Origin of the sequence: Flavobacterium ovatum, assembly GCF_040703125.1 — a bacterium.
Lineage (GTDB): Bacteria > Bacteroidota > Bacteroidia > Flavobacteriales > Flavobacteriaceae > Flavobacterium > Flavobacterium ovatum.
Genome location: NZ_CP160035.1, coordinates 2,302,060 through 2,324,839, shown reverse-complemented (window position 1 = coordinate 2,324,839; position 22,780 = coordinate 2,302,060). Strand labels below are relative to the sequence as shown.

The following is a 22,780-nucleotide window of genomic DNA, read 5'->3' as shown; positions in this document are numbered from 1 at the left end:
AAAGATGCAGTTATTTGATTGGATTGTACTAATTGTCACCTTATTATTTATTGTGATTTATGGGGCATGGAAAACAAAAGGGAGTAAAAATGTTCAAGAATTTATTTTAGGAGGAAACGAAACCCCTTGGCATACCGTAGGATTATCTGTCATGGCAACACAAGCTAGCGCCATTACTTTTTTATCCACACCTGGACAGGCTTATCATGACGGTATGGGATTTTTGCAATTTTACTTTGGCCTACCTATAGCAATGATAGTCATCTGTTTGACTTTTATTCCTATTTACCACAAATACAAAGTCTATACAGCCTACGAATATTTAGAAAAGCGTTTTGATTTAAAAACCCGTTCGTTAGCAGCTGTTTTATTTTTGTTCCAAAGAGGATTAGGAACTGGGTTGACAATTTATGCTCCATCCATTATTTTATCCGCATTATTGGGCTGGAATTTAACGTACATGAATATTGTCATGGGAACGTTAGTTATCGTTTATACCTTTTCAGGAGGAACCAAAGCGGTTAACGTAACTCAAAAACAGCAAATGTTTGTCATCATGTCGGGGATGTTTATTACCTTTTTCTTGATTTTACGTTTTTTGCCTAACGACATGACTTTTAGCAATGCGCTTCATATTGCAGGTGCCAATTCTAAAATGAATATCGTTAGTTTCTCTACAGATCCAGAAGACAAATACACTTTTTGGAGCGGAATTACAGGTGGTTTTTTCTTGGCATTGGCGTACTTTGGTACTGACCAATCGCAGGTAGGACGTTACTTATCAGGGAAATCGGTGCGTGAAAGTCAGTTGGGGTTGATTATGAATGGATTCTTGAAAGTACCGATGCAGTTTTTTATTTTATTGACTGGAGTAATGGTTTTTGTCTTTTTTCAATTCAACCCAGTTCCTTTAAACTTTAATCCAAATAACAAAATTGCGATTGAAAAATCTAAATTTAAAGGTGAATACCATGCTTTAGAAAAAGATCTTACCACGCTATCTGAAGACAAAAAAGTAATCAACTTATTGTACATCGACCAGCTGAATCAAGATTTTGACAATCCTATTTTGAGGAAAGAATTAGTTGCCTTGTCATTGAAAGAAAAAGATTTGAGAGAGCGAGCCAAAGAAATTATTCTAAAAGCAGACCCTAATAGCGAAACCAACGACAAGGATTATGTGTTTTTTCATTTTATTCTTCATTATTTACCCAAGGGGTTGATTGGTCTATTATTGGCTGTAATAATTTCAGCGGCGATGTCATCTACGGCTTCAGGATTGAACGCATTAGCCTCAACTACAGCTATTGATATTTACAAACGTAATTTAAAAGTAGAAAAAACAGAAAAACATTATTTGAATGCCACTAAGTTTTTTACCTTACTTTGGGGTATTATTGCCATCCTTTTTGCTTGTATTGGAACACTATTCGAAAATTTAATTCAGCTTGTCAATATTATTGGCTCCATATTTTATGGAACTGTATTGGGAATTTTCTTGGTTGGTTTTTACTTCAAATTTGTAAAATCAAAAGCCATTTTTTATAGTGCTGTAATCAGTCAGTTGGCCATTTTTGCCATTTATTATTTTACCAATAGTATTTACCCAAGCGGTAAAGAAACGTTAGGGTACTTATGGTTGAACTTTATTGGTGCGATGTTGACGATTGTATTGTCTATGTTGTTGCAGGTGTTGTTGCGCAAAAACGCGGAACCACGAGTGGTTTAAAAACAGACACTATTTTCACTAATTAATTTAGTTGAACAATTAACACAGATTACTCAAATTAACCCCGATTAAAACTTTTTGTTTGTGGTTAAGCCAGCTTCTAATCTTGATGAAATGTGGAACAAAAAAAATAACCTATTGTGCAGTTTGAGGGATAGTCCCGAAGTTTCGGGAGGAAAGCCCACAAACAAGTGTAGCGATAGCAGAACTTGTTGAGGACTTGCAGTGAGTATAAGCCCCGCTCCAAACCTTTCGGGATTTCGGCGGGGAACGGCCAAAAAAAATCCCGCTTCATTTGGCATGAAACGGGATTTATATTTTTATGAGATAAGCAAATTACTTACTCCATTCATTGATGCTGTCTTTATTCATTTTTACATAATCCTGATTTCCTGCTTTCTCAGCTGCAGCCATCGATAATTTAGCGGTTTCAATGGCACCATTTTTATCTCCTTTTTTAGCTTGAACTAAAGCTTTCAAACGCAAGTAAAAGAATGGTTTTTCAGGAGTTAACGCCAAAGCTTTATCAATATAACTTTCAGTTTTAGTAATATCGGCATTGGATTGAAAGTAATACTGTGCAGCTGAATAATAGTCAGCGCCAGTAGCTCCTCCAAGTACTTTTTGGATACTTTCCATGGCGTTCTTTTGAGTCGGTACTTCAAACTTTAAACTAACGAAAGAATGTTCCCAAGCTAAATCTAAATTTGCCGAATCATTGTCTAAACCGTTAATTCCAATAGTGAAGGTTTCTACTGACTGCGGCAAAGCAATTTCTTTCGCTTTCGCTTTCAAAGCTACATTTGCTTCATCATAAGCCTTAGGAGTCCCCCAATTATCAGTGGTTTTATAAAATATAACATCCCAACTTTGAATATTTGGAATCGTATATAGGGCATATTTCCCTTTAGGCAAAGTCTTTCCGTCAATGACAACATCATCACTAAAACTAATCAGTGTATTTTCATTGGCTCCCGTTCTCCATAGTTTTCCAAAAGGAACTAAATTACCGTAGACATTCCTTCCTCTAGCGGATGGTCTGCTGTAAACCACCTCCACATCTGTAAGACCAACTTGTTGGTTGAGTACTGCCTTAGGACTTTGTTGTGGCGTTTTAATTTGCGCCTCCATTGCAAATTGTGATAAAAAAACAGCAAATGCTATCAATATATTTTTCATGTCGAATAATTTTATCTTGCAAAATTACAAAATAGAAAACCGTTTTGCTGTTAAATAATACCTAAACCATTGCTACTAAACTACTAAAACTGAACAACAGCTGCATGATTCAATTCGTCAAAATGACTAATGATTTTATCCGCTAAATCTAAGTTTTGATCTTTTGAATGTACACTATTGTAACCTACACAAAAAATCCCGGCCGCTTTAGCTGCTTTTACTCCATTAGTACTATCTTCAATCACAATACAGTTTTCCTTGGGTGCAACTGAAAGTGAAGCTGCATGCAAGAAAATAGCCGGATCTGGTTTCGACTGTGGAAAATCTTCTCCGCTCACAATATGAGTGAAATATGGATGTAAATTGAATCGTGTAAAAACTCGTTCGATAGTCACTTTGGAAGCTGAGGAAGCTAAAATTAACTGCATTCCGTTATTATAAAAATCTTTGATTAAGTTTTCTACTCCATCCAGAAGTTGTAAATCTTCTTTACTGTCGAAAGCATCGTTGAATAAGGCTCTCTTTCTAAGAATCATATCCTCGACTTCTCCCTCGAAACCAAATCTATCTTTTAATTTCTGATAGGTATTTCTAGTCGAAAGGCCTGTAAAACTAGTGTACAGCTCTTCGGAAACATCAAGTCCTAATTCTTTGTAATGTTGAAAATAAGCATAACGGTGTACGGGTTCTGTATCTACAATTACACCGTCCATATCAAAAATTATTGTTTGTATCATTTTGTTTGTTTTTGCCACGAATTATCACGAATTAATTTTATAAAAAATCGGAATTTATATTCGAAATGGAAGTAGCTCGTGGTTCTACTTTCCTCTATTTTTAATTATTTTATTAAATATCGAATTACAGTTTCGGCAGCGTATAAACCAAATAATCCTGGCATATAGCTATTCGTACCATAAAAAGATTTTTTATAATTGGAACCATCGGTCATCTTCAAACTTGAATCATCTTGTATTTCAGATGAAAAAACAACTTTTACTTTGTCTATTTTTTCCATTTTTAATCGCTTGCGAATGGTTTTTGCAAAAAAGCAATTTACGGTTTTACCGATATCTGCCACTTGTACTTTGGAAGCTTCCATTTTACCCCCAGCACCCATACTCGAAATAACTTTAACTCTTTTTCTCTTTGCGCCAATAATTAAATTAAGTTTTGGAGTCACACTATCTATGCAATCCACTACATAATTATAATCCGTAGTAACTATTTCAAAAGCCCTTTCGGGCGAAAGAAATTCTTTAATTCGGATTAACTTTAATTCGGGGTTAATATCCATCAAACGATCTCCAACAACATCAATTTTTGGTTGCCCAACTGTAGAATGTAAGGCTGGCAATTGTCTGTTGATATTGGTGATATCCACAACATCTCCATCTACAATGGTCAAACTTCCAACTCCTGCTCTAACCAAAAATTCGGCTGCAAAAGAACCTACGCCACCTAAGCCAACTACCAATACATGAGCATTTTGTAATTTCTCTAATCCTTCTTTTTTAAATAAAAGTTCTGCTCTTTCTGTCCACTCTGCCATTTTTTATTTTTGTTTAAAGTTTAAGGTGTTAAGTTAAAAAACTTTGCGCCTTAGATTCATTTTGTTTCCCAACTAGTCTTAAAAACCTGTTGAAAATTATATTTAATTGTTTGCTGTATTTCAGCTATTGTGCTATTTTTATATTTTGCTGCCAAAGCATAGACGTCTTCCAAGCTTTCGGCAATAGTATCTGTTTCTAAAAAAAATCGGTCTTCAGGAACCCATTTAAAAACGGTTTCCATTTCGGGGTTTCGCAATAAATATTTTCCAAACGAAAGATAAAATCCGTTATCGACTAATTGCTTTGCCAATTGTTGGTTTTTTGAAAATCCGTGAATGATGATGGGAACGGTGATTTTCAATCGTTTTTTGGTCGCAATCAATTCATCAAAAGCTGCTACGCAATGAATCACAACAGGTTTATTATATTTTTGAGCCAATACCAGTTGTTTTTCAAAAACGGATTGTTGCAGTTCCATCGGGATGTCGATTCTTTTGTCCAATCCACATTCGCCTAAGGCAAAACAACTCTTTTCTTGCAATTTAGCTTCAATAGTTTCTAAGTCGGAAGACAGTCTTTTTTCGTCAATATACCACGGATGAATCCCAATAGAAAAGAACGAATAATTTTCATTAAACTCCCAAGGGTATTGATTTACCAATTCAACAATTTCTGGTTGATTGGTGTAATAGTGTGTATGTAGATTAAAAAACTTCATTAATTATCGAATGATTCGCGAATTTATAGCTCTTCCTATAAAAGATAAACCTAATTATTTTTATTTTGTAAAAATAGTGTAAAAGTCGGAAAGACACAAAGAGAACATTTTTTCAATAAAAAACAAAATCCTTAAGACCTAAAAAACAATACCTTTGTTAAAAAAAATGTTTCAAATTCTAGCCTACCTCAACAAACTCTTATTACCTAGTTTTACCAAAAATGGTTTGGATGTTTCCAAAGCCAAAAGCTGGCAATTGGCACTTATTGGCTATCGTTATTTTGTAACCACACGAGCCATAAATCAATAAGTCAAGGCTACAAACACCTCTTTATTAGGAAGCTTTTCTCTGCCTTTCAAGAAACTTATTTCCATCAAAAAGTTTAGTTGGACAATTTCGCCTCCTAGCTGTTCTACTAATTCACAAACCGCTTTGGCTGTTCCTCCAGTTGCCAAAACATCATCGTGAATCAAGACTCGATCTCCTTTTTGAATCGCATCTTTATGAATCTCTAAGGTATCGGTCCCGTATTCTAAAGCATAGGAAGCTGAAATGGTGTCATACGGAAGCTTATTAGGCTTGCGCACGGGTACAAAACCCGCATTCATTTCTTGCGCCAGTAAGATTCCAAACAAAAAACCACGGCTTTCTGCTCCAACGACCTTGTCAATTTGTTGTCCTTTCAAAGAATCCACTAAAATCTGCACACATTCTCGTGTTACTTTTGGGTCTAAAAGTAGCGGCGTGATGTCTTTGAACAAAATTCCTTCTTTTGGAAAATCCTGAATATCACGTATATAATTCTTAATTGACATTTTTTTTGAATTTAATTTAATTTTAGGCTTGCAAATTACACATTTATCTTTATATTTGCACCCGCAATCAGGTTATGTTTTTTACGACAGACATGATTACAAAACGGCCTTGTGGCGCAACTGAATAGCGCACTTGATTACGGCTCAAGAGGTTACTGGTTTGAATCCAGTCAAGGTCACAAAAGCTCCAAATGCAAATTTGGAGCTTTTTTTTTGGATTTTCACATCTCTTCTCTTCAAAATTGAATTTTTTATTATTAGTAAATTCCCAAACCCCATTGAAATCGCTACACCTTCCATCTCTTTATTTTATAAAATAAATTAAGACTTCATACAAAGCAAACAGGTCCATTTCCCTATATTAGCCTAGCCTAAAAAAACAATTATCTTTATCCACATATAATGAAAATTCTCCATACTGCAGATTGGCACATAGGTCAACTTTTTCATGAATACGATCGTACTCATGAACACCTACAATTTTTAAACTGGTTAATTACCACTTTAGCGGAAAAAAAAATTGATGTATTGCTTATTAGTGGCGATATTTTTGACCATTCTAATCCTGCCGCGACTTCGATTAAGATGTTTTATAAATTCTTAAACCAAGCCATCAAAGCCAATCCAGCGATTCAGATAGTCATTACAGCTGGAAATCATGATTCTGCTTCGCGCTTGGAATCACCTAAACCATTACTCGAATCCTCCAACATTCACATTATAGGATTGGTAGAGAAAAATACGGAAGGAGCGATTGACTATGAAAAACTTATAATTCCGATTCATGATGCTTTAGGCGAAATTAAAGTCTGGTGTCTTGCCGTTCCTTTTTTGCGAATGGGTGATTATCCCTCGATTACCGACGGTAACAATCCTTATACCGATGGTGTTACGGCGTTGTATAACGAAACTTTTGAATGTGCCAAAAGCAAAAAACAAAAAGGACAAGCCATTATTGCCATGGGACATTTGCACACTCATCAAGCCGAAATAACGGAGTTGGACAAAACCGAAAGACTAATTATGGGCGGGGTTGAATGCGTGCCTGCAAGCGCATTTCACGAAGAAATCAAATATGTGGCTTTGGGACATATTCATAAAGCGCAACGCATTGGCGGCAAAGAACACATTCGGTATTCAGGTAGCCCTTTACCTATGTCTTTTTCGGAATTGAATTATAAACATCAAGTGATTATTTTCGAAATCGATGAAGAAATAAGTAATCTAGAATCGGTAGAAATTCCGCTATTTGTAAAACTTCAACGGGTTCCATTAACAAATAAGCCGTTAGATGATGTCCTTATTTTATTAGAACAATTACCAGACATGGAAACTAGCATCGAACAAGCTCCTTACCTCGAAGTACGCGTACTGCTTGAAGGACCAGAGCCTGCTTTACGCCATAAAGTAGAAACAGCTTTAACTGGAAAACACATTAGACTAGCCAAAATTGATGTAAAATATCCAAATTCTAGTTCGAAAGACACGGAATTTATTAGTCCCGAAAAATTGAACGAATTACAACCAATTGATGTGTTTTCAAAAATATACCAAAGTAAATTCAGTACCGAAGTTCCCGAACTGATGATGCAACTGTTTCAAGAAGTCGCTCAAGAGGTTAACCAAAAAGAAGAATAAAATGAAGATAATTGCCATCCGTATAAAAAACCTAGCCTCTTTGGAGGGTATTACTGAAATTGATTTCACAGCAGAACCTTTAAAATCTGCGGGAATATTTGCCATTACAGGAGCAACGGGAGCGGGTAAATCAACGATTTTGGACGCACTTTGTTTGGCTTTATACGGCAAAACACCAAGGTATTTACAGGCCAAAGAAATAGGAATCGAAATTCATGATGTACAAGGCAGTACGATGAGCCAAGGGGATGTACGTGGAATTTTGCGAGATGGTACCGCCGACGGATATGCCGAAGTGGAATTCATAGGAACCGATGGACAGCAATATCGTTCCACTTGGTCGGTAAGACGAGCGAGAAACAAGGCCGAAGGAAGCATGCAAGCCGATTCAATTACCTTAGAAAATAGCACTTCAAATACTCCTATTCCTGGTAAAAAAGCAGAAACCTATAAAGAAATCGAACGATTAATTGGTTTGAATTTTGAACAATTTACCCGTTCAGTTCTTTTGGCTCAAGGTGATTTTACCGCTTTCTTGAGAGCCAATAAAGATGAAAAGTCATCCTTATTAGAGAAACTGACAGGTACTTATATCTACTCTGAAATTTCGAAAAAAATTTATGAGAAATACAAACAGGAAGAGCAGCAACTTCGAGAGCTCAACCTACAAAAGGAAGGGATTACCACTTTTACGGACGAAGAGTTAATCACCCAAAAAGAAGCACTGGCAGTATTAGAAGAGCAGATTATTATTTTCGAAAAAGAAGCAACTGGCTTGGCTAATGAAATAAATTGGCATGAGCAATTAATTCAAATTCAAACGAGTTACGAAGCGGCAACTACGGCTTTGCAACAAGCTACGCAAGAAAAAACGAAAGCAGCAGCTCGCAACTTGAAATTATTACAAGCAGAACAAGCACAAAAAACTAGAAGTTGGTTTGATGCTTTCCAACAAGCACAAAAGCAGCAAACGGAAAAAAAAATCGCTTTGGCAACACTAGAAGTAACCATTGCCGGACTTCTAAAACAAAAAGAAGTCCTTGATACTCAATTACTATCTTCAGAAATAAATCTTACTGCCAAAAATAAATCCCTGACAGAAGCACTCCCACAATTAGAGGAGGCTAAAAAATTGGATACTTTACTTTCTGAAAAAAAGGAGCAGTTAGCCAAAGTCAAAGAAGAAGCCGAAAATACTTCAACAAAAAGTAAAAACCACCAAAAAATAGTTGGAGAGCAGCAACTAGCGCTAACAACACTTTTGACAGATATAAAAATTATAGAAAATTGGAAAACGGAAAACAAAGACCGTAGTCCTTTAGCAGAAAATAAAGACATTATTCTTTCTAAATTACAAGACGCTCAAAAACTCTTGGAAACTGTACAATTTTCGAAAAAAGAATTAGAGGGAGTCGAAAATAAAATTAAGTCAAAGGAAATTGAAAAAACAAATCTTGAAACTAAACTTGGAACCCAACAAAAAGAATGGGAAGGACTTAAAAAAACGTTTGATTCAAAATCGAAAGAACTACTTTTAATTCCAATTGAGAAGCTGAATTTAGACAAAGATCAGACTGAACTTAGCGTACAAAATACCATTCAAGCTTCGGCAAATTGGGATTCATTATTTAATTTATTAAATAATTATGAAGCTTTAGACAAAAAACAAATACAAGATCAATCAGACTTTAGAACCAAAGAAGAAACGCTAAAACAAATTAGCGAGCGTTTGATTACTGAAAAAGCAGTCAAAGAAGCTTCTTCTCAATTATTACAAAAAGCACGTTTGGCCGCCTCCGAAAATGTAGAGAAATTAAGAGCCGAATTGGTTGACAATGAAGCTTGTGCCGTTTGCGGAAGCGAGGATCATCCGTATGCAGCGCACAATCCGCAGCTAGAAAATGTTTTGACTGCTTTGGAAATGGCACATCAAACCAATGAAACTGCTTATGATTCTTATTTAAAGCAACATAGTAGTATTGAACAGGAATGTAGCACATTTGAAAAAACTATTGGTAGCCAGCAAGAAGATTTGGGTACTAAAAAAAGCCTATTGGAATTCAAAAGACAGGAATGGAAAAAATTTGCTATCTCGAAAGAATGTCAAGAAATTACAAATGAACAAAAAGTCGATTGGTTAGCTGAAAAATTAGAAAAACTCAAAAAAACACAAACTGATTTACAAAAACAAATACAAACACATACCTCTCAAAAACAACAATTAGAAATTGATAAAACAAGATTGGATCTATTGAAAGAAATGATTGACAATCTAAACAATCAATTAAAAGAGGATAAGAATGCGTTAGTCTTATTTGCTGAACAACAAACGAATCGGAAAAATGAACAAGAAAAAGCAACTGTATCACTTATTGAAGTAGAAGAACTGCTTACCCCTTATTTTATCAACGCCGATTGGATGGAAAACTGGAAAGTAGAACCTGTCCTTTTTCTAGAAAAAATTACAAATTTTACTCAAAAATGGAAAACCAACAGCGACAAACGAGAACAAAGTTACCGTCAGCAAGGAATTCTTGAAGCAAGATTGAGCGAATTAAAAAGCCAAGAGAAAAGCTTTTTGGCTGAAGCTTTACAAAAAACAGAAGCTTATTATATGCAAGACAAAGACTACAGTTCGCTTCAAAAACAGCGTACTGCCATTTTCAACGGAATTGAGATTCAAGAAATAGAAAAACAACTCAAAGACGCCATAATTAATGCGCAAGATCAGGTTGAAAAAAACAAACAACAAAATCAGCAGCTGTCTATTGAAAGTGCTGAAGCCAACATAAATAAGAAACGATTACTAGAATCCTTAGAAACAATTAATAAAACAGCTACAACTTCTTTTCAAAAAATGATAGATTGGCTCGAAGGGTATAATCAAAAGCAAAGTCAAAATTTAAGTATAACGCAACTTCAAGAATTGCTTTTATTAAGTAACGATTGGATAGAAACAGAACAGAATTCGCTAAAAATAATTGACGACGAAGTAACTAAAATAACTGCTATACTTGCTGAACGAACTCAGCAACTAGAAGCTCACAAACTCAAAAGCGCATCAAACCATCTGCTAGAAGATCTTAAGTTATTACATGTTGCTACCAAATTTGAACTCGAAAAGAAGAAGCAAATAAAAGGAGAAATAACATTTCAACTACAACTAGATGCAACCAATAAAAATAAAATTGGGGACTTACTTAAATCTATACATATACAATTGGCAATTTCTGAAAACTGGAGCAAGTTAAACGATATCATAGGTTCTGCAGATGGTAAAAAATTTCGCCAAATTGCACAGGAATATACACTTGATGTTTTACTCGGCTACGCCAACATCCATCTCGAAGTATTAACTAACCGATACAAAATACAACGAATTCCAGGTTCGCTAGGTCTTCAGGTAATTGATCAAGATATGGGAAATGAGATACGCACCGTTTATTCGCTTTCAGGTGGGGAATCATTTTTAGTCTCTCTAGCCTTGGCTTTGGGGCTTTCATCACTTACTTCAAGCCGAATGAAAGTAGAGTCTCTTTTTATTGATGAAGGTTTTGGATCATTAGACCCAACCACACTCAATATTGCTATGGATGCATTGGAACGATTACACAACCAAGGGCGAAAAGTTGGGGTAATCTCACACGTTCAAGAAATGACTGAACGTATTCCAACACAAATTAATGTTAGTAAAATGGCAAGTGGAAAAAGTAAAGTAGCAATTTACGGAATGTAACTAATAATAATGATTACAAGTGGTGTTTTGCATTACTAACCTAAGTCGAAACACACCCATTACTTGTTTTGGATTAGCCTGGCATATTACAAAAAAGCCCCAAAATGGGGCTTTTACAAAGGTAATTTCTATCTATTCTTCCAATTCCCAAGTACGTATCCAATTATAAGTAGTTGTTCTTTCGGCTACAGATCCATTCATTCCGCCATCAGCAGGAACTGGATTCCAATCATAAGTTTCTGTCACCATACGCAAATGCATGGGGATATTAAAATCAGCAGGAGGTATCACTTTTTTCACCAATTTTCCATCTAAGAAAAACTGAACTTCATTTTTATCTTTCCACCAAACACCATAAGTATGAAAATCATCATATACTTTTCCTTTTTCTAAATTCCCCTTTGCTCCTATCGAAGCCGTTTTGATATCACAACCAGGTTGAATACCTCTACTATGCAGGTTTGAGCCCATTGATTTATCTGTAGCTTGACACCATACTTTATCACAAGTAATTTGTCCGATACATTCTTGAATATCTAATTCCGTGGTTCTTTTGTCACATCCTGTTTCATTTCCTCTTTCATTAATCAACCAAAAAGTAGAAGACATAAAAGTATTACTTGCTTTCATTTCGCATTCATAATAGCCGTAAGTCCTACCTTCAACCGATGCAACAAGTCCTCCAGCATGAGTAAAAGTTTTTCCTTTTTCCACTACCGGTTCAGGTAATTTTGAATTTGTAATTTGTAAACTTCCATTTGTGACTTGAATCGTTTTATCCACAAATAATCCAGGAGCACGACCAATCCATCCTTTGGCAGTAGGTAGCCATTTTGTTTTATCCAATATTTCCCCATCAAATTCATCGGACATATTTTTGACCAACTTCCATTTTGCTTCAGTAGGTTTTGGATCTTGATTATTTTTAAATTGCGGACCTTTTTGAGCATTAATTGTCGTGCAAAGGCCCATCAAAAATAATAAAGTCAGTGGTTTGAATTGTTTCATGGTTTAAGGTTTCTTTTTAAAGTATAAAATTCTTGTTTTTTTAATTCAGTAACAACAACAATTTTTTTTTTGATGGATTAAAGGTCTTTAAATATCCTATTTATTATCAGTAAAGATTCTTAAAATCTTAATTCTTAATCTTTGAGTACTAGTGGGGAAAAACACCTAGAATCCTTTTTGAAGAATAGTGTTTTTTACTTCCATTTGCATTTTGCTATTCAACCTAATATCAATACCGGAAGTGCTTATTTTATTTCATAAGGTTAGTTTTCCACTATCCTATATTTTTAAGTTTTTATAACGATCGAATAATTCCTTCTTCCAATCCTCTTAATTCTGCCAATCCACGCAAACGACCAATGGCCGAATAGCCAGGGTTGTTTGTTTTTCCCAAATCATCCAACATTTGATGTCCGTGGTCAGGGCGAAAAGGAATCGAAATTTTATACTTTTTCTGAATGGTCAAAAGCTCTTTTACAACTTCAAACATATCTGTATTTCCATCCAAATGGTCTGCTTCATAAAAATTCCCTTCTGCATCACTACGTACATTTCGTAAATGAATAAAATGAATTTTAGCATCGAGTTTCTTTACCATTTCGGGTAAATCATTCGTTAAAGATGTCCCAAGAGACCCTGTACAAAAACAAATTCCATTGGACTCAAACGGAGCATTTGCTAGAATATATTCAAAATCTTCAATGGAATTTACTATTCGAGGTAAACCAAAAATATCAAAAGGCGGATCATCTGGATGAATTGCTAATCTCACTCCAAACGCATCAGCAACGGGACAAATTTCGTTTAGAAAATAGCTCAAATTACTTCTCAAAGTCGCTCTATCAATTTTATCATAGGCTTTCAAAGCCAATCGCATATCAGGAATACTCGCCTTTTGTTCACCCGGGATGCCAAACATGATAATAGCTGCCAACTCTTCCAATTGTTTTTCAGTACTTTCTAAAAAACGTTCTTTTGCTCTAACAACAACCGCTTCTGGATAACTTTTCTCTGCTTGTTCTCTCTTTAAAACATACCTATCAAACAATGCCAAATCTGCCCAATTGAAATACAATCCTTCCGAACCATCTTCCATCTTGTAATCCAATTGGGTTCTTGTCCAATCATTAACAGGCATAAAATTATAGGTAATAATTTTAATACCACATTGCGCCACATTACGAATACTTTCTTTGTATTTGTTAATATACAATTGGTAATCACCCGTCCTTGTTTTTATAGATTCGTGAACCGTAATACTCTCCACTACGTCCCAAGTCAAACCAGCTGCTTCAATTTCAGATTTCCGTTTATTGATTTCTTCAATTGTCCAAACTTCACCGTGAGGAACATGATGCAGTGCCGACACAATTCCTGTGGCACCCGTTTGCTTGATATATTGTAAACTTACGGGGTCGTTTGGACCAAACCACCTCCACGTTTGCTTCATTCGATACATAATCTATATATTTGAAAAATTAAACACCACTATAAATAGTAAACCCTCCATCGACCGTTATTTTTGAACCGGTAACAAATTTCGAAGCATCACTTAACAACCATACTAAGGCGCCAATTAATTCTTCGGGATTTCCAAAACGGCTAAAAGGCGTTTTATGAATTATAGCATTTCCTCTTGCAGTCAAACTACCATCTGTATTTGTTAAAAGGGTTCTATTTTGTTCCGTTAGAAAAAAACCAGGAGCAATGGAGTTCATTCGAATAGCATCACCATAACGATTAGAAAGTTCTACAGCAAACCATTTGGTATAAGAATCAATGGCTGATTTGGCCATACTATATCCTAATACTTTAGTTAAAGCTTGAACCGTAGAGACTGATGAAATATTGACAATACTACCGGTTCCTACACTGTTTTTTATAGCTTCGCCAAATAACTGCGTTGGTAAAACGGTTCCAAATAAGTTGAGATTCATCACTTCTTGCAAAGCGCCCATGTTCATTTTAAAAATATCCTGCTCTGGTTGAATAACGGCTTCGGGCATATTTCCGCCAGCAGCATTGACCAAACCATCAATTTTTCCGAATTTTGAAAGAACTAGATCACGCGCTGCAATCAAATCACTTTCTTTGGTCACATCAGCAATTAAAGCAATTGCTTTTCCTCCAGAATCTATAATTGATTGTGCTCTTTCGTTAGCTATTTTTTCGTTTCTCCCCAAAATACAAGCAGTTCCTCCTGCTTCTACAATTCCTTTTACAAAAGCTTCACCCAAAACTCCAGTGCCGCCAGTAACTATTATTACTTTATTGTTTAATGTAAAATCTGTTTTCAATTTCATTTATTTTTTTAATTTTTAAAAACTAATCAAGTAAGTCGTAAAGTCAAATGAACAAATCGCAGCGATAACAACTAAAATCATATTTTTCCTATCATTTGTTTTTCGGATTTCCTAATTTATAAATTCAGTTCGCAACAAAAGAATATCCCAGTTGTTTATTTGCGCAACGTAATATATTTGTCATCACAATCATTAAACTTCGTGTAATTGTTCATTGCATTACCGTAGTTCTGAATCGTAATTTCATTTTCATTCAGTAAACCTTCGATTCCAACTGGAATTTTGATGGTTTTATTCGCTGGCTCTCCCTCTGCATCCAAAGCACCATTATACGCCGCCCATTTGATTCCGTTAAAATTGATGTAAACTTCTTTGGAATCGATATTACGACTAAAACTAACTTTCCCTTTCAATGACCTTTCAGCAGTTATAATGGAATAAAAATAGCTGTTCTTTTTCTTACTGATGATCAGTTTGAAATTACAAGCTGTCCCATTTGCATTGGTGTAAGTCCCAACAATATTTTTAGGAAGTTCAGCGACAAGATGGTCCATTTCGGTTAATGCTACTTTTAATTCTTTCTGGGTGTTCTTACTTTTCCAAGTACCAATAATCTTATTTTCCACAATTTTGCAATCAATCGTGGCCACTTTTCTTTTTTGACCATCAAGTTCAAACAATGTCAGTTCATCTCCTTCAAGACTACCTTCAAGGGCAATATCTAGCCCAACTTTTTTATAAAAATAAGAACCGCTGATTGCTCCATCTACATTCGAAATTGTAAAAACAACTTCAATACCATTTCCTATAGTGCCAACATAGCTTTTGTTGAAATTTTCGACCTTGATTTTAGGTTCCTCTTTTGCTAATGCTGTTGGAATAGCTGTCGTTTCAACTGTTGTATCGAAAGTTTCTTTTACTGCCTCTTTCTTGCAGGATACACTCAATAATAAGAGTGACGCGATAAATATATTTTTCATGATTTTTTGTTCTTTACCTTTATTAAAAGGAAAGATAGAATTTTATTGTGGTCTCCGTAGTTTCAAAAGTTAGTTTTAATACTAATTTATGAGAATCCGCTACAAAACAGCATTCGACCCTCTACATAAATTAACGGCTATAAAGGTGTGTAGTGTATAATGAAACCTATTATTTTTAGTACTCTTTTGTATTTGTGAGAGAAGCTATTGTAAACTACTCACTCCCTCTGGCGCTTGACTGCGTCGAGTGCCTGCTGTAATTTTGAAAACAAGTCGTATCGTTTGCAACGCGGTTCACTACCATAAAACTTCTGTGTTTACGTTGCATAGGTTTGCATTATCCTCTTCGTAATTCCTGTAACTACTATTGACATAATCACGAGGATGAAAAACAATTTCTGCGGTTACTGGATTATAGTGAATATAATTAATTCTTTGTTCAATTTTCTCGAGAGTATCCAAAATCACAGGATGAAAACCATCTTGCCAAAGTTTATAATTCTTCGCTCTGCCTCTAACCTCCGCTGCATAACTAAATTTCCGCAATAACCATTCCCGTCTACTTTCAGGTTGTTCCTTGATTGCTGCAATTATTTTCTTTGAAGTAAATTTTTTAAAATCACGAACAACATTTTGTAACTCGTCTTCGGGTGCTGTCACAATCAAATGTATATGGTTGGTCATGTATACATAAGTGTGGACGCTAAGGCCTTTTTCCTTAATACAATAATTTAAGGATTCATCTAGAATAGAACAATATATAGGCCTTGTAAAAACGTCAACCCAATCTACAACAGTAATAGTTATGAAAGTGGGCACGGTACTATCTATTACTTTGTATTTTTCAGACATCGTTTTTCTATCAAATAAACTATTTTGCGTTTACATTTTAATTTATAATTGTTGTAAGGAACCGCGTTGCAAACGCTACCTTTTTTGGTCATAAGGTAAATAGGTACTCGACGCAGTCAAGCACCAGAAGGTAGGACAAACGAGCGGTGGTTGGGCCAGGGACAAGGACAAACGAGCGCTAGTTGGTTTTTTTTTTAACTTGCTGTTCCAAATATTCCTTGAATTATCGGTTCAGTTGCTGCTCCAACTATATAAATTATTACGCTCCAAATTATGATTAATATCCAATTGTTTTTTACAATTTCGAAAATCCCAGGAATTGTCAAACCATAAATATGCTTTGATTTTGAAATAACCTTTAATTCATTTTTGTCGGTACGGTCAATGATGCTATCAATTATATCAACTTTTCGAAGAGTAGATTTATGTAGTTTTAAATATTCTTTATTTTCAAAGGTGGATTCAAGTAACAAATGCAACATTATGCACATTGTTTAAGTTTTTGTTCAAAAATTTCATTTGGACTTTTAAATCCAAACCTTTTCCTGGGTCTATTGTTTAATTTATTTGTTACTCTTAAAACCTCTTCTTCTGTTATTAAATCAAAGTTATATTTTTTGGGGAAATATTGCCTTACTAGTCCATTTAAATTTTCATTAGCACCTCTTTCCCAACTACAATATGGGTTGGCAAAAAAGTATTTAATTTCTAGTATTTCTGACACTTTTTTGTGGTTGGCAAACTCTTTTCCGTTATCAGAAGTGATAGTGTGCAAAATAGGTTTCCATTCCATTAATAATTCAATTAATTTCCCCTGAACTTCTCGTGCTTCCTTACTATATATTTTAGCCATTTTTAGCACGCCTGTTGCTCTATCATTTATTGTTAATAAAGCTCCTTTGTGATTTCCACCAATAACCAAATCTATTTCAAGATCACCTATTCTTTGCTTTTCTTCTACAACTAAAGGTCTGTTTTCGATACCTTCTCTGTCTTTAATAATACCTCTCGACCCCTTTAAAGCTCCCCTTTTAGCATATCTCTTACCTTTTGAGCGAAGGTGCTTATAATGTTGACCTCCTTTCTTTTTATCATCCCAAATGAATTGATAAATTCTTTCAGCAGAAACACATTTAAAGTCTTTTATTTTGCAATGACCAACTATTTGTTCGGGACTAAAATCTTCCTTTAATAGTGATGTTACAAGTGTTTTAATCTCTTCAGTAAAGTGTATTTTCTTTGCTTTTTTTCGCTGTCGAAAATGGAATTTACTTTGAGCTAAATCTGCTTTATATACATTATTTCTTTGGTCTGAATTTCTAGAAAGTTCTCTTGAAATTACAGATTTGTCTCTACCTACAAACTCTCCAATTTTACTCATGGAAAATCCTTGCGAACGTAGTGTAGCAATTTCGTATCTTTGTTCAATCGTTAAATGTGACATCTTTTTTTGTGCTTAGTAACCCAAAAATAAGTGAAATTTTTTTCGTAGCCTACTGATAAGTCTTGAAGATCTAGATCTGCAAGACTTATCAGTAGGCTTTATTTAATCAATTTCTAAGTGTTGCATTTATTACTTGAATCTAAGAAATGCCTTTGCTTCTTCCACGCCTTTTAGAGCATCAATTGTGGTTATATTATTACTATTAGCCAAGTTTAATAGTCTGCCGTCTGGTTTATCTTTTTCGTAACCGTGAGTATATATTTTGCTTAAAACTCTAGGAAAGTCGTAACGTCTATCTTCGTCAATTTCAGAGGCTTCACCACCTAAAATTCGATAACGATTTGCGATTGCTTCAAAACCATAATTTGAGTCACGCATATTCCAATGTACCCACTTAAAATCTTTATGTTTTTTCGTAAATTCATAAAACTCATTCAACATCTTCTTTTCCAATTCATCATAATCATCAATTGTTAGATTATTAAAATCTTTTTGCTCAAACTGCGCTTGCAAATGAATAGAAAATGATTTTGTCTGTGATGTTCCTAAATATCGCATACAAATTGAGGTTACTCTTGGTGTGCGTCCATGGGTAGTCACAAAGGATTCACAGGAATAATGAATAATAACAGATTTATTCTTGTTCTTCAAAATTTCTTTTAAAAGTTCAAGACCTTCTGCTCTTTCTGACAGTCGTTTTGAAGTAAAAAACATATATAATTTATTGTTTATTTTGATTATTCAGTCGTTTTTTTTTAATGAGTACTTCCAAGTAAATATACGCAAGTATATGCGTTTTCCACACAAATCCCTAACAACTTTTTAAGTTTTTTCTTTCGATAAAAACCAAAAAAAAATACCTTCTCCACAAAATGCAGAGAAGGTATTTTTCATTTTAAAAAATTATAAAATACTATTTTATATTCGAATAGTTTTTACCTCTAATCGCTTCAAAAGCGGCAAGAAGTTCTTTTAATTTTGCTGGATTTGATTCGGCTAGATTGTGGTCTTGGCTTGGATCGTTTTTCAAATTATACAATTGAAATTGAAGCGAAACTCCCAACTCTGTGTTAGTTTGTTTGTTGATTGCATTTCCTTTGTATGGCGGAATCATTACCCAGTCACCTGAGCGGAAACAAGTATTAGAACCGGCTTCCAAAACGATGTTGTTACGTCCTTTTTTTGATTTCCCTAATAAAGGTTTCAACATATTTTCACTGTCTCCCATCTCAGCTTTTGCTCCAACTAAATCGGCCAACGAAGCCAAAAGATCCACTTGACACACCAAAGCATCTGATACTTGTGGTTTGATTGTTCCTTTCCAGTATGCCATCAACGGCACGCGTGTACCTGCATCAAACAAACTGTACTTTCCACCACGTAGTTTTCCAGCTGGGGTGTGTTTTCCTAATTTTTCAACGGCATCATCATAATACCCATCATCTAAAACTGGACCGTTATCACTTGAAAATACAATCAATGTGTTTTCTAAAATCCCTTCTTTTTTCAAGGTTTTAATGAATTCACCAATACACCAATCGGCTTCCAAAATAGCATCTCCACGAGGTCCCATGCCAGACTTACCAACAAAACGAGGGTTTGGTGTGCGGGGAACGTGTGGTTGTTGTAAAGCGTAGTACAAAAAGAAAGGTGATTTCTTGTGCGTACGAACGTAATCTTGCACTTTTGCCAAAAAGTGATCGGCCATATCGACGTCGCTCCAGTTTGCGGCTTTTCCACCTTTTACAAACCCAATTCTCGGAATTCCGTTTACGATACTGTTATTGTGACCGTGGCTCCATTTCATGCTTAACAATTCAGGATTATCAACACCGGTAGGCTCTCCTGGGAAATTTTTATTGTAATTTACAGCAATAGGATCTTTTAGATCTAAACCGTCTACACGACCATTTTTGATGTAAACTGTTGGTACACGATCTTGTGTAGCGGCTAAAATATACGACTCGTCAAAACCAATTTCGTTGGCTCCTGGCGTAATATGACCGTTCCAATTGGTGTCTCCTGCTCCCAATCCTAAATGCCATTTTCCTATGACAGCCGTTTGATATCCTGCTCTTTTTAGCATTTTAGGCAAAGTTTCTTGCTTGGTATTGATAATCAGTGGTGCCGTTCCTGGTAGAATTTTAGCTTCACTATTTCTCCACGGATACACTCCCGTAAGCAAACCGTAACGACTAGGCGTACAAGTCGCAGATGTGGCATAACCATTGGTAAATTTGACTCCTTCATTGGCCAAAACATCCATATTTGGTGTTTTGATTTCGGTAGCTCCATAAGCGCTAAGATCGCCATAACCTAAATCATCCAAATAAATTACGACAATATTGGGCTTGGTAGTTTTTCCTTTTTGGGCATTTGCATTGGTCAATAGTACCCCCATAAACAAATAGGTCAGTATCTGTCTCGTTTTCATCTTACTAATCATTAGTGTTTGTATAAAATATTTAATTAATTTTTGGTTACTGAGGCAAAAAACACCTGTCTTCCTTTTGGTAGAAGTTTACTTTTACCTGTAAGTTGCATTTCGCCTTTTAAACGAATGTCGGTGCTTGACGCTCCTACTTTGATGTCGTAGGCTTCACTCTCAACAATCCATTGACTGTTTTTGTATTGTGCCATTTGCTCTGGCGAAACATTGAAAGTCACTTTCTTTGATTCTCCTGCTTTCAAAGACACTCTTTCAAATCCTTTTAACTGAATCGGTTTTAAAGTCGAAGTTGCATTTTTTGGAGAAACATACAATTGCGTAATTTCGGTTCCGTCCACTTTTCCTGTATTTTTTAGTGTAAACGAAACTGAAAAAGTTTCATCGGAATTGCTAACATTTGATTTAATTTTCAAATCACTGTACTCATATTTGGTATACGATAATCCGTAACCAAAAGGATAATGCACCAACTCTTTTTCGGGATAGCCATTTTTATAATCGATTTCTACATTTTTCTCTGTTTTAGGGTAAGTCACACATAGTTTTCCCGATGGATTAACGGTTCCCAACAGAATGTCTGCAATTGCGTTTCCAGCTTCTTCCCCCGGAAACCATCCTTGAATGACTGCCGCACATTGATCTGAAAAATTACTGATTACTTCTTGACGTCCACTCAACATCACCAAAACAACTGGCTTACCTGTAGCAAGTAGTTTTTGTACAAATGCTTCTTGCTCTCCCGGCAAACGAATTCCTTTTCTATTTCGTCCTTCGCCGTTTAAGTATAAATTTTCTCCCATTACCGCAATGATAACATCACTTTCTTTCGAAATCTCTAAAGCCCTTTGTAAGTTTGGCTTTTCTAAATCTTTAACAGTTAATAATTTTAATTTGTCCAATCGGCTGTCTCCTGCTCCACTTTTGTCGATTTTGATTTCGAGATCATCATTCCAATCGCAACCACGTTCGTAAGCAATTTGTACTTTTTTTCCAATCTTGCTTTCCAAACCTTCTTTGATAGTCACCAACTTTGGATTATTCGAATCAAAAGCTGATTGTTTCCAAAAAGCTCGCATTCCTTGATAGGTATAATCACCCAACAAGCCATAAACCGTTGCCGCATTTGGACCAACTAATGCAATTTTTTTAACGGACTTTTTCAAAGGTAAAACTCCTTTATTTTCTAATAAAACGATCGATTCACTAGCTGTTTGATACGCTAATTTTCTGTTTTCTGGTGTGTCTAAATCCAAATCTCCGTCTTTACCAATAATTGGATTTTTGTCCAATAAACCCAGTTTGGCTTTCATAATCAAAGCACGCTTGACAGCAGTATTTATTTTTGCTTCTGTTGTCAATCCTTGTTTAAGTGCTTCGCCCAATTTAGGAAATGTTGATGGCGAAGACAATTCTACATCCATCCCTGCATTCAAAGACATTGCTCCTGCTGTTAACGAATCGGTAGCTACTTTGTATTTTTTGAACAGCAAATTAATCGCTCCATAATCACTCACTACCAAGCCGTCAAATCCAACCTCTTTGCGTAGAATTTGATCCAACATCTGCGGACTAGCTGCTACGGGAACGCCTTTGTATTCTCCATAAGAAGGCATTACGCTTTTGGCACCTGCAATTTTCATACACGCTTCATGCGGCATCAAATATTCTTCGTATAACTCTTTTGGATCGTCGTTATTGGTTCCGTAGCCTACAAAATGCTTTACGGTTGCAGCAACTCCTGTTTTAAAATCGTTCCCTTGCAATCCTTGTACAAAAGCAACACCTAAGCGAGAAGTCAAATACGAATCTTCGCCATAACTCTCTTGGTGGCGGTTCCAATGCGCAGTTCGACTTAAATCCAACATCGGCGAAAGTGCCAAAGTAGTGCCCACTGCTCTCATATTTACTGCTGTAGAATGGGTGTTTTTTTCGACCAACTCAGGATTCCAAGTACAACCCACTCCAATTTGTTGTGGGAAAGTCGTGGCTCCTTGGGTCGCAAAACCCGTAATAGCTTCCTCATGAAAAATCGCTGGGATTTTCAAACGAGTTTCTGTCATTAAATAATGCTGTACTTGTCGCACTAGATCTCTCAGTTTTTCTGGTTCTAATGCCTGTCCTGCCGCAAATTGACAAAACTGACCTATTCCGTTCGGAATGTGTTTTCGGCATTTCTCCAAAGAAACTTTTCCGTCTTCTAGGATTTCCTCCAAACGAGTTCCCATGATTTGAGCCAGTTTCTCTTCCATAGTCATATCGACCATCAAAGCATCCACTTGCTTTTCAATTTCGGGAGTTGAATAAGGTTTCACTTGGGCTTGTAGATTCCCGCATACATATAAAACGGACAGGACAAGGATTTTTCTAAAAGACAT

At 35.6% G+C, this 22,780-nt stretch carries 19 protein-coding genes and 1 tRNA gene; 5 read left to right on the top strand and 15 right to left on the bottom strand.

What is annotated here, in order from left to right; genetic code table 11:
* Positions 1-4: 4 nt before the first annotated feature.
* Complete coding sequence (locus ABZP37_RS09835) at positions 5-1,729, top strand: sodium:solute symporter (protein ID WP_366182601.1); 1,725 nt, start codon at positions 5-7, stop codon at positions 1,727-1,729.
* Positions 1,730-2,065: 336 nt separating this feature from the next.
* On the opposite strand, the gene ABZP37_RS09830 is transcribed toward ABZP37_RS09835, so the two are convergent.
* The 4 genes from ABZP37_RS09830 to ABZP37_RS09815 all read right to left on the bottom strand — a co-directional run bounded on the left by ABZP37_RS09830 (position 2,066) and on the right by ABZP37_RS09815 (position 5,179).
* Positions 2,066-2,908 carry a DUF2911 domain-containing protein gene (locus ABZP37_RS09830; protein WP_366182599.1) on the bottom strand — a complete coding sequence of 281 codons (843 nt, stop codon included), beginning with the start codon at positions 2,906-2,908 and terminating at the stop codon, positions 2,066-2,068.
* An 83-nt stretch (positions 2,909-2,991) separates the two neighbouring features.
* Positions 2,992-3,645, bottom strand: coding sequence for an HAD family hydrolase (locus ABZP37_RS09825; RefSeq protein ID WP_366182597.1), 654 nt, complete (start codon positions 3,643-3,645; stop codon positions 2,992-2,994).
* A 104-nt stretch (positions 3,646-3,749) separates the two neighbouring features.
* Positions 3,750-4,460: a tRNA threonylcarbamoyladenosine dehydratase gene (locus ABZP37_RS09820; protein ID WP_366182596.1), complete on the bottom strand. Its 711-nt coding sequence runs from the start codon at positions 4,458-4,460 to the stop codon at positions 3,750-3,752.
* 56 nt (positions 4,461-4,516) lie between these two features.
* Positions 4,517-5,179 carry a TatD family hydrolase gene (locus ABZP37_RS09815; RefSeq protein WP_366182594.1) on the bottom strand — a complete coding sequence of 221 codons (663 nt, stop codon included), beginning with the start codon at positions 5,177-5,179 and terminating at the stop codon, positions 4,517-4,519.
* A gap of 166 nt (positions 5,180-5,345) precedes the next feature.
* Between ABZP37_RS09815 and ABZP37_RS09810 the strand changes: the two genes are divergently transcribed.
* Positions 5,346-5,489 (top strand): SsrA-binding protein, encoded by a 144-nt coding sequence (locus ABZP37_RS09810; protein WP_366182592.1) that lies wholly within the window; start codon positions 5,346-5,348, stop codon positions 5,487-5,489.
* Here ABZP37_RS09810 and ABZP37_RS09805 read toward each other — a convergent pair.
* Positions 5,483-5,995 (bottom strand): adenine phosphoribosyltransferase, encoded by a 513-nt coding sequence (locus ABZP37_RS09805; RefSeq protein WP_366182591.1) that lies wholly within the window; start codon positions 5,993-5,995, stop codon positions 5,483-5,485. The two genes, ABZP37_RS09810 and ABZP37_RS09805, sit on opposite strands and share 7 nt — an antisense overlap.
* A gap of 105 nt (positions 5,996-6,100) precedes the next feature.
* On the opposite strand from ABZP37_RS09805, the gene ABZP37_RS09800 reads away from it, so the two are divergent.
* The 3 genes from ABZP37_RS09800 to ABZP37_RS09790 all read left to right on the top strand — a co-directional run bounded on the left by ABZP37_RS09800 (position 6,101) and on the right by ABZP37_RS09790 (position 11,369).
* Positions 6,101-6,174 (top strand) — tRNA-Arg (locus tag ABZP37_RS09800).
* A gap of 223 nt (positions 6,175-6,397) precedes the next feature.
* Positions 6,398-7,633, top strand: coding sequence for an exonuclease SbcCD subunit D C-terminal domain-containing protein (locus ABZP37_RS09795; RefSeq protein ID WP_366182589.1), 1,236 nt, complete (start codon positions 6,398-6,400; stop codon positions 7,631-7,633).
* Position 7,634: 1 nt separating this feature from the next.
* Positions 7,635-11,369, top strand: coding sequence for an AAA family ATPase (locus ABZP37_RS09790; protein ID WP_366182587.1), 3,735 nt, complete (start codon positions 7,635-7,637; stop codon positions 11,367-11,369).
* A gap of 132 nt (positions 11,370-11,501) precedes the next feature.
* On the opposite strand, the gene ABZP37_RS09785 is transcribed toward ABZP37_RS09790, so the two are convergent.
* The 10 genes from ABZP37_RS09785 to ABZP37_RS09740 form a co-directional block, all read right to left on the bottom strand.
* Entirely contained in the window at positions 11,502-12,377 is an 876-nt protein-coding gene (locus ABZP37_RS09785) for a family 16 glycosylhydrolase (protein WP_366182585.1), read from the bottom strand.
* Positions 12,378-12,672: 295 nt separating this feature from the next.
* Entirely contained in the window at positions 12,673-13,827 is a 1,155-nt protein-coding gene (gene uxuA, locus ABZP37_RS09780) for a mannonate dehydratase (RefSeq protein WP_366187520.1), read from the bottom strand.
* A 28-nt stretch (positions 13,828-13,855) separates the two neighbouring features.
* A complete protein-coding gene (locus ABZP37_RS09775) occupies positions 13,856-14,680 on the bottom strand; it encodes an SDR family oxidoreductase (RefSeq protein ID WP_366182584.1) in 825 nt (274 codons plus the stop codon).
* A gap of 155 nt (positions 14,681-14,835) precedes the next feature.
* On the bottom strand, positions 14,836-15,660 hold the full coding sequence (locus ABZP37_RS09770; RefSeq protein ID WP_366182582.1) for a hypothetical protein: 825 nt from the start codon (positions 15,658-15,660) through the stop codon (positions 14,836-14,838).
* Between the two features lie 297 nt (positions 15,661-15,957).
* On the bottom strand, positions 15,958-16,512 hold the full coding sequence (locus ABZP37_RS09765) for a transposase (RefSeq protein ID WP_366182580.1): 555 nt from the start codon (positions 16,510-16,512) through the stop codon (positions 15,958-15,960).
* 194 nt (positions 16,513-16,706) lie between these two features.
* Positions 16,707-16,994, bottom strand: a complete 288-nt coding sequence (locus tag ABZP37_RS09760) for a hypothetical protein (RefSeq protein ID WP_366182578.1) — start codon at positions 16,992-16,994, stop codon at positions 16,707-16,709.
* Positions 16,994-17,956 (bottom strand): IS30 family transposase, encoded by a 963-nt coding sequence (locus tag ABZP37_RS09755; RefSeq protein ID WP_366182577.1) that lies wholly within the window; start codon positions 17,954-17,956, stop codon positions 16,994-16,996. Before ABZP37_RS09755 ends, ABZP37_RS09760 begins: the two co-directional genes overlap by 1 nt.
* 129 nt (positions 17,957-18,085) lie before the next feature.
* Entirely contained in the window at positions 18,086-18,670 is a 585-nt protein-coding gene (locus ABZP37_RS09750) for a hypothetical protein (protein WP_366182575.1), read from the bottom strand.
* Positions 18,671-18,869: 199 nt separating this feature from the next.
* Entirely contained in the window at positions 18,870-20,357 is a 1,488-nt protein-coding gene (locus tag ABZP37_RS09745) for an arylsulfatase (RefSeq protein ID WP_366187518.1), read from the bottom strand.
* 68 nt (positions 20,358-20,425) lie between these two features.
* Entirely contained in the window at positions 20,426-22,780 is a 2,355-nt protein-coding gene (locus ABZP37_RS09740; RefSeq protein ID WP_366182573.1) for a glycoside hydrolase family 3 N-terminal domain-containing protein, read from the bottom strand.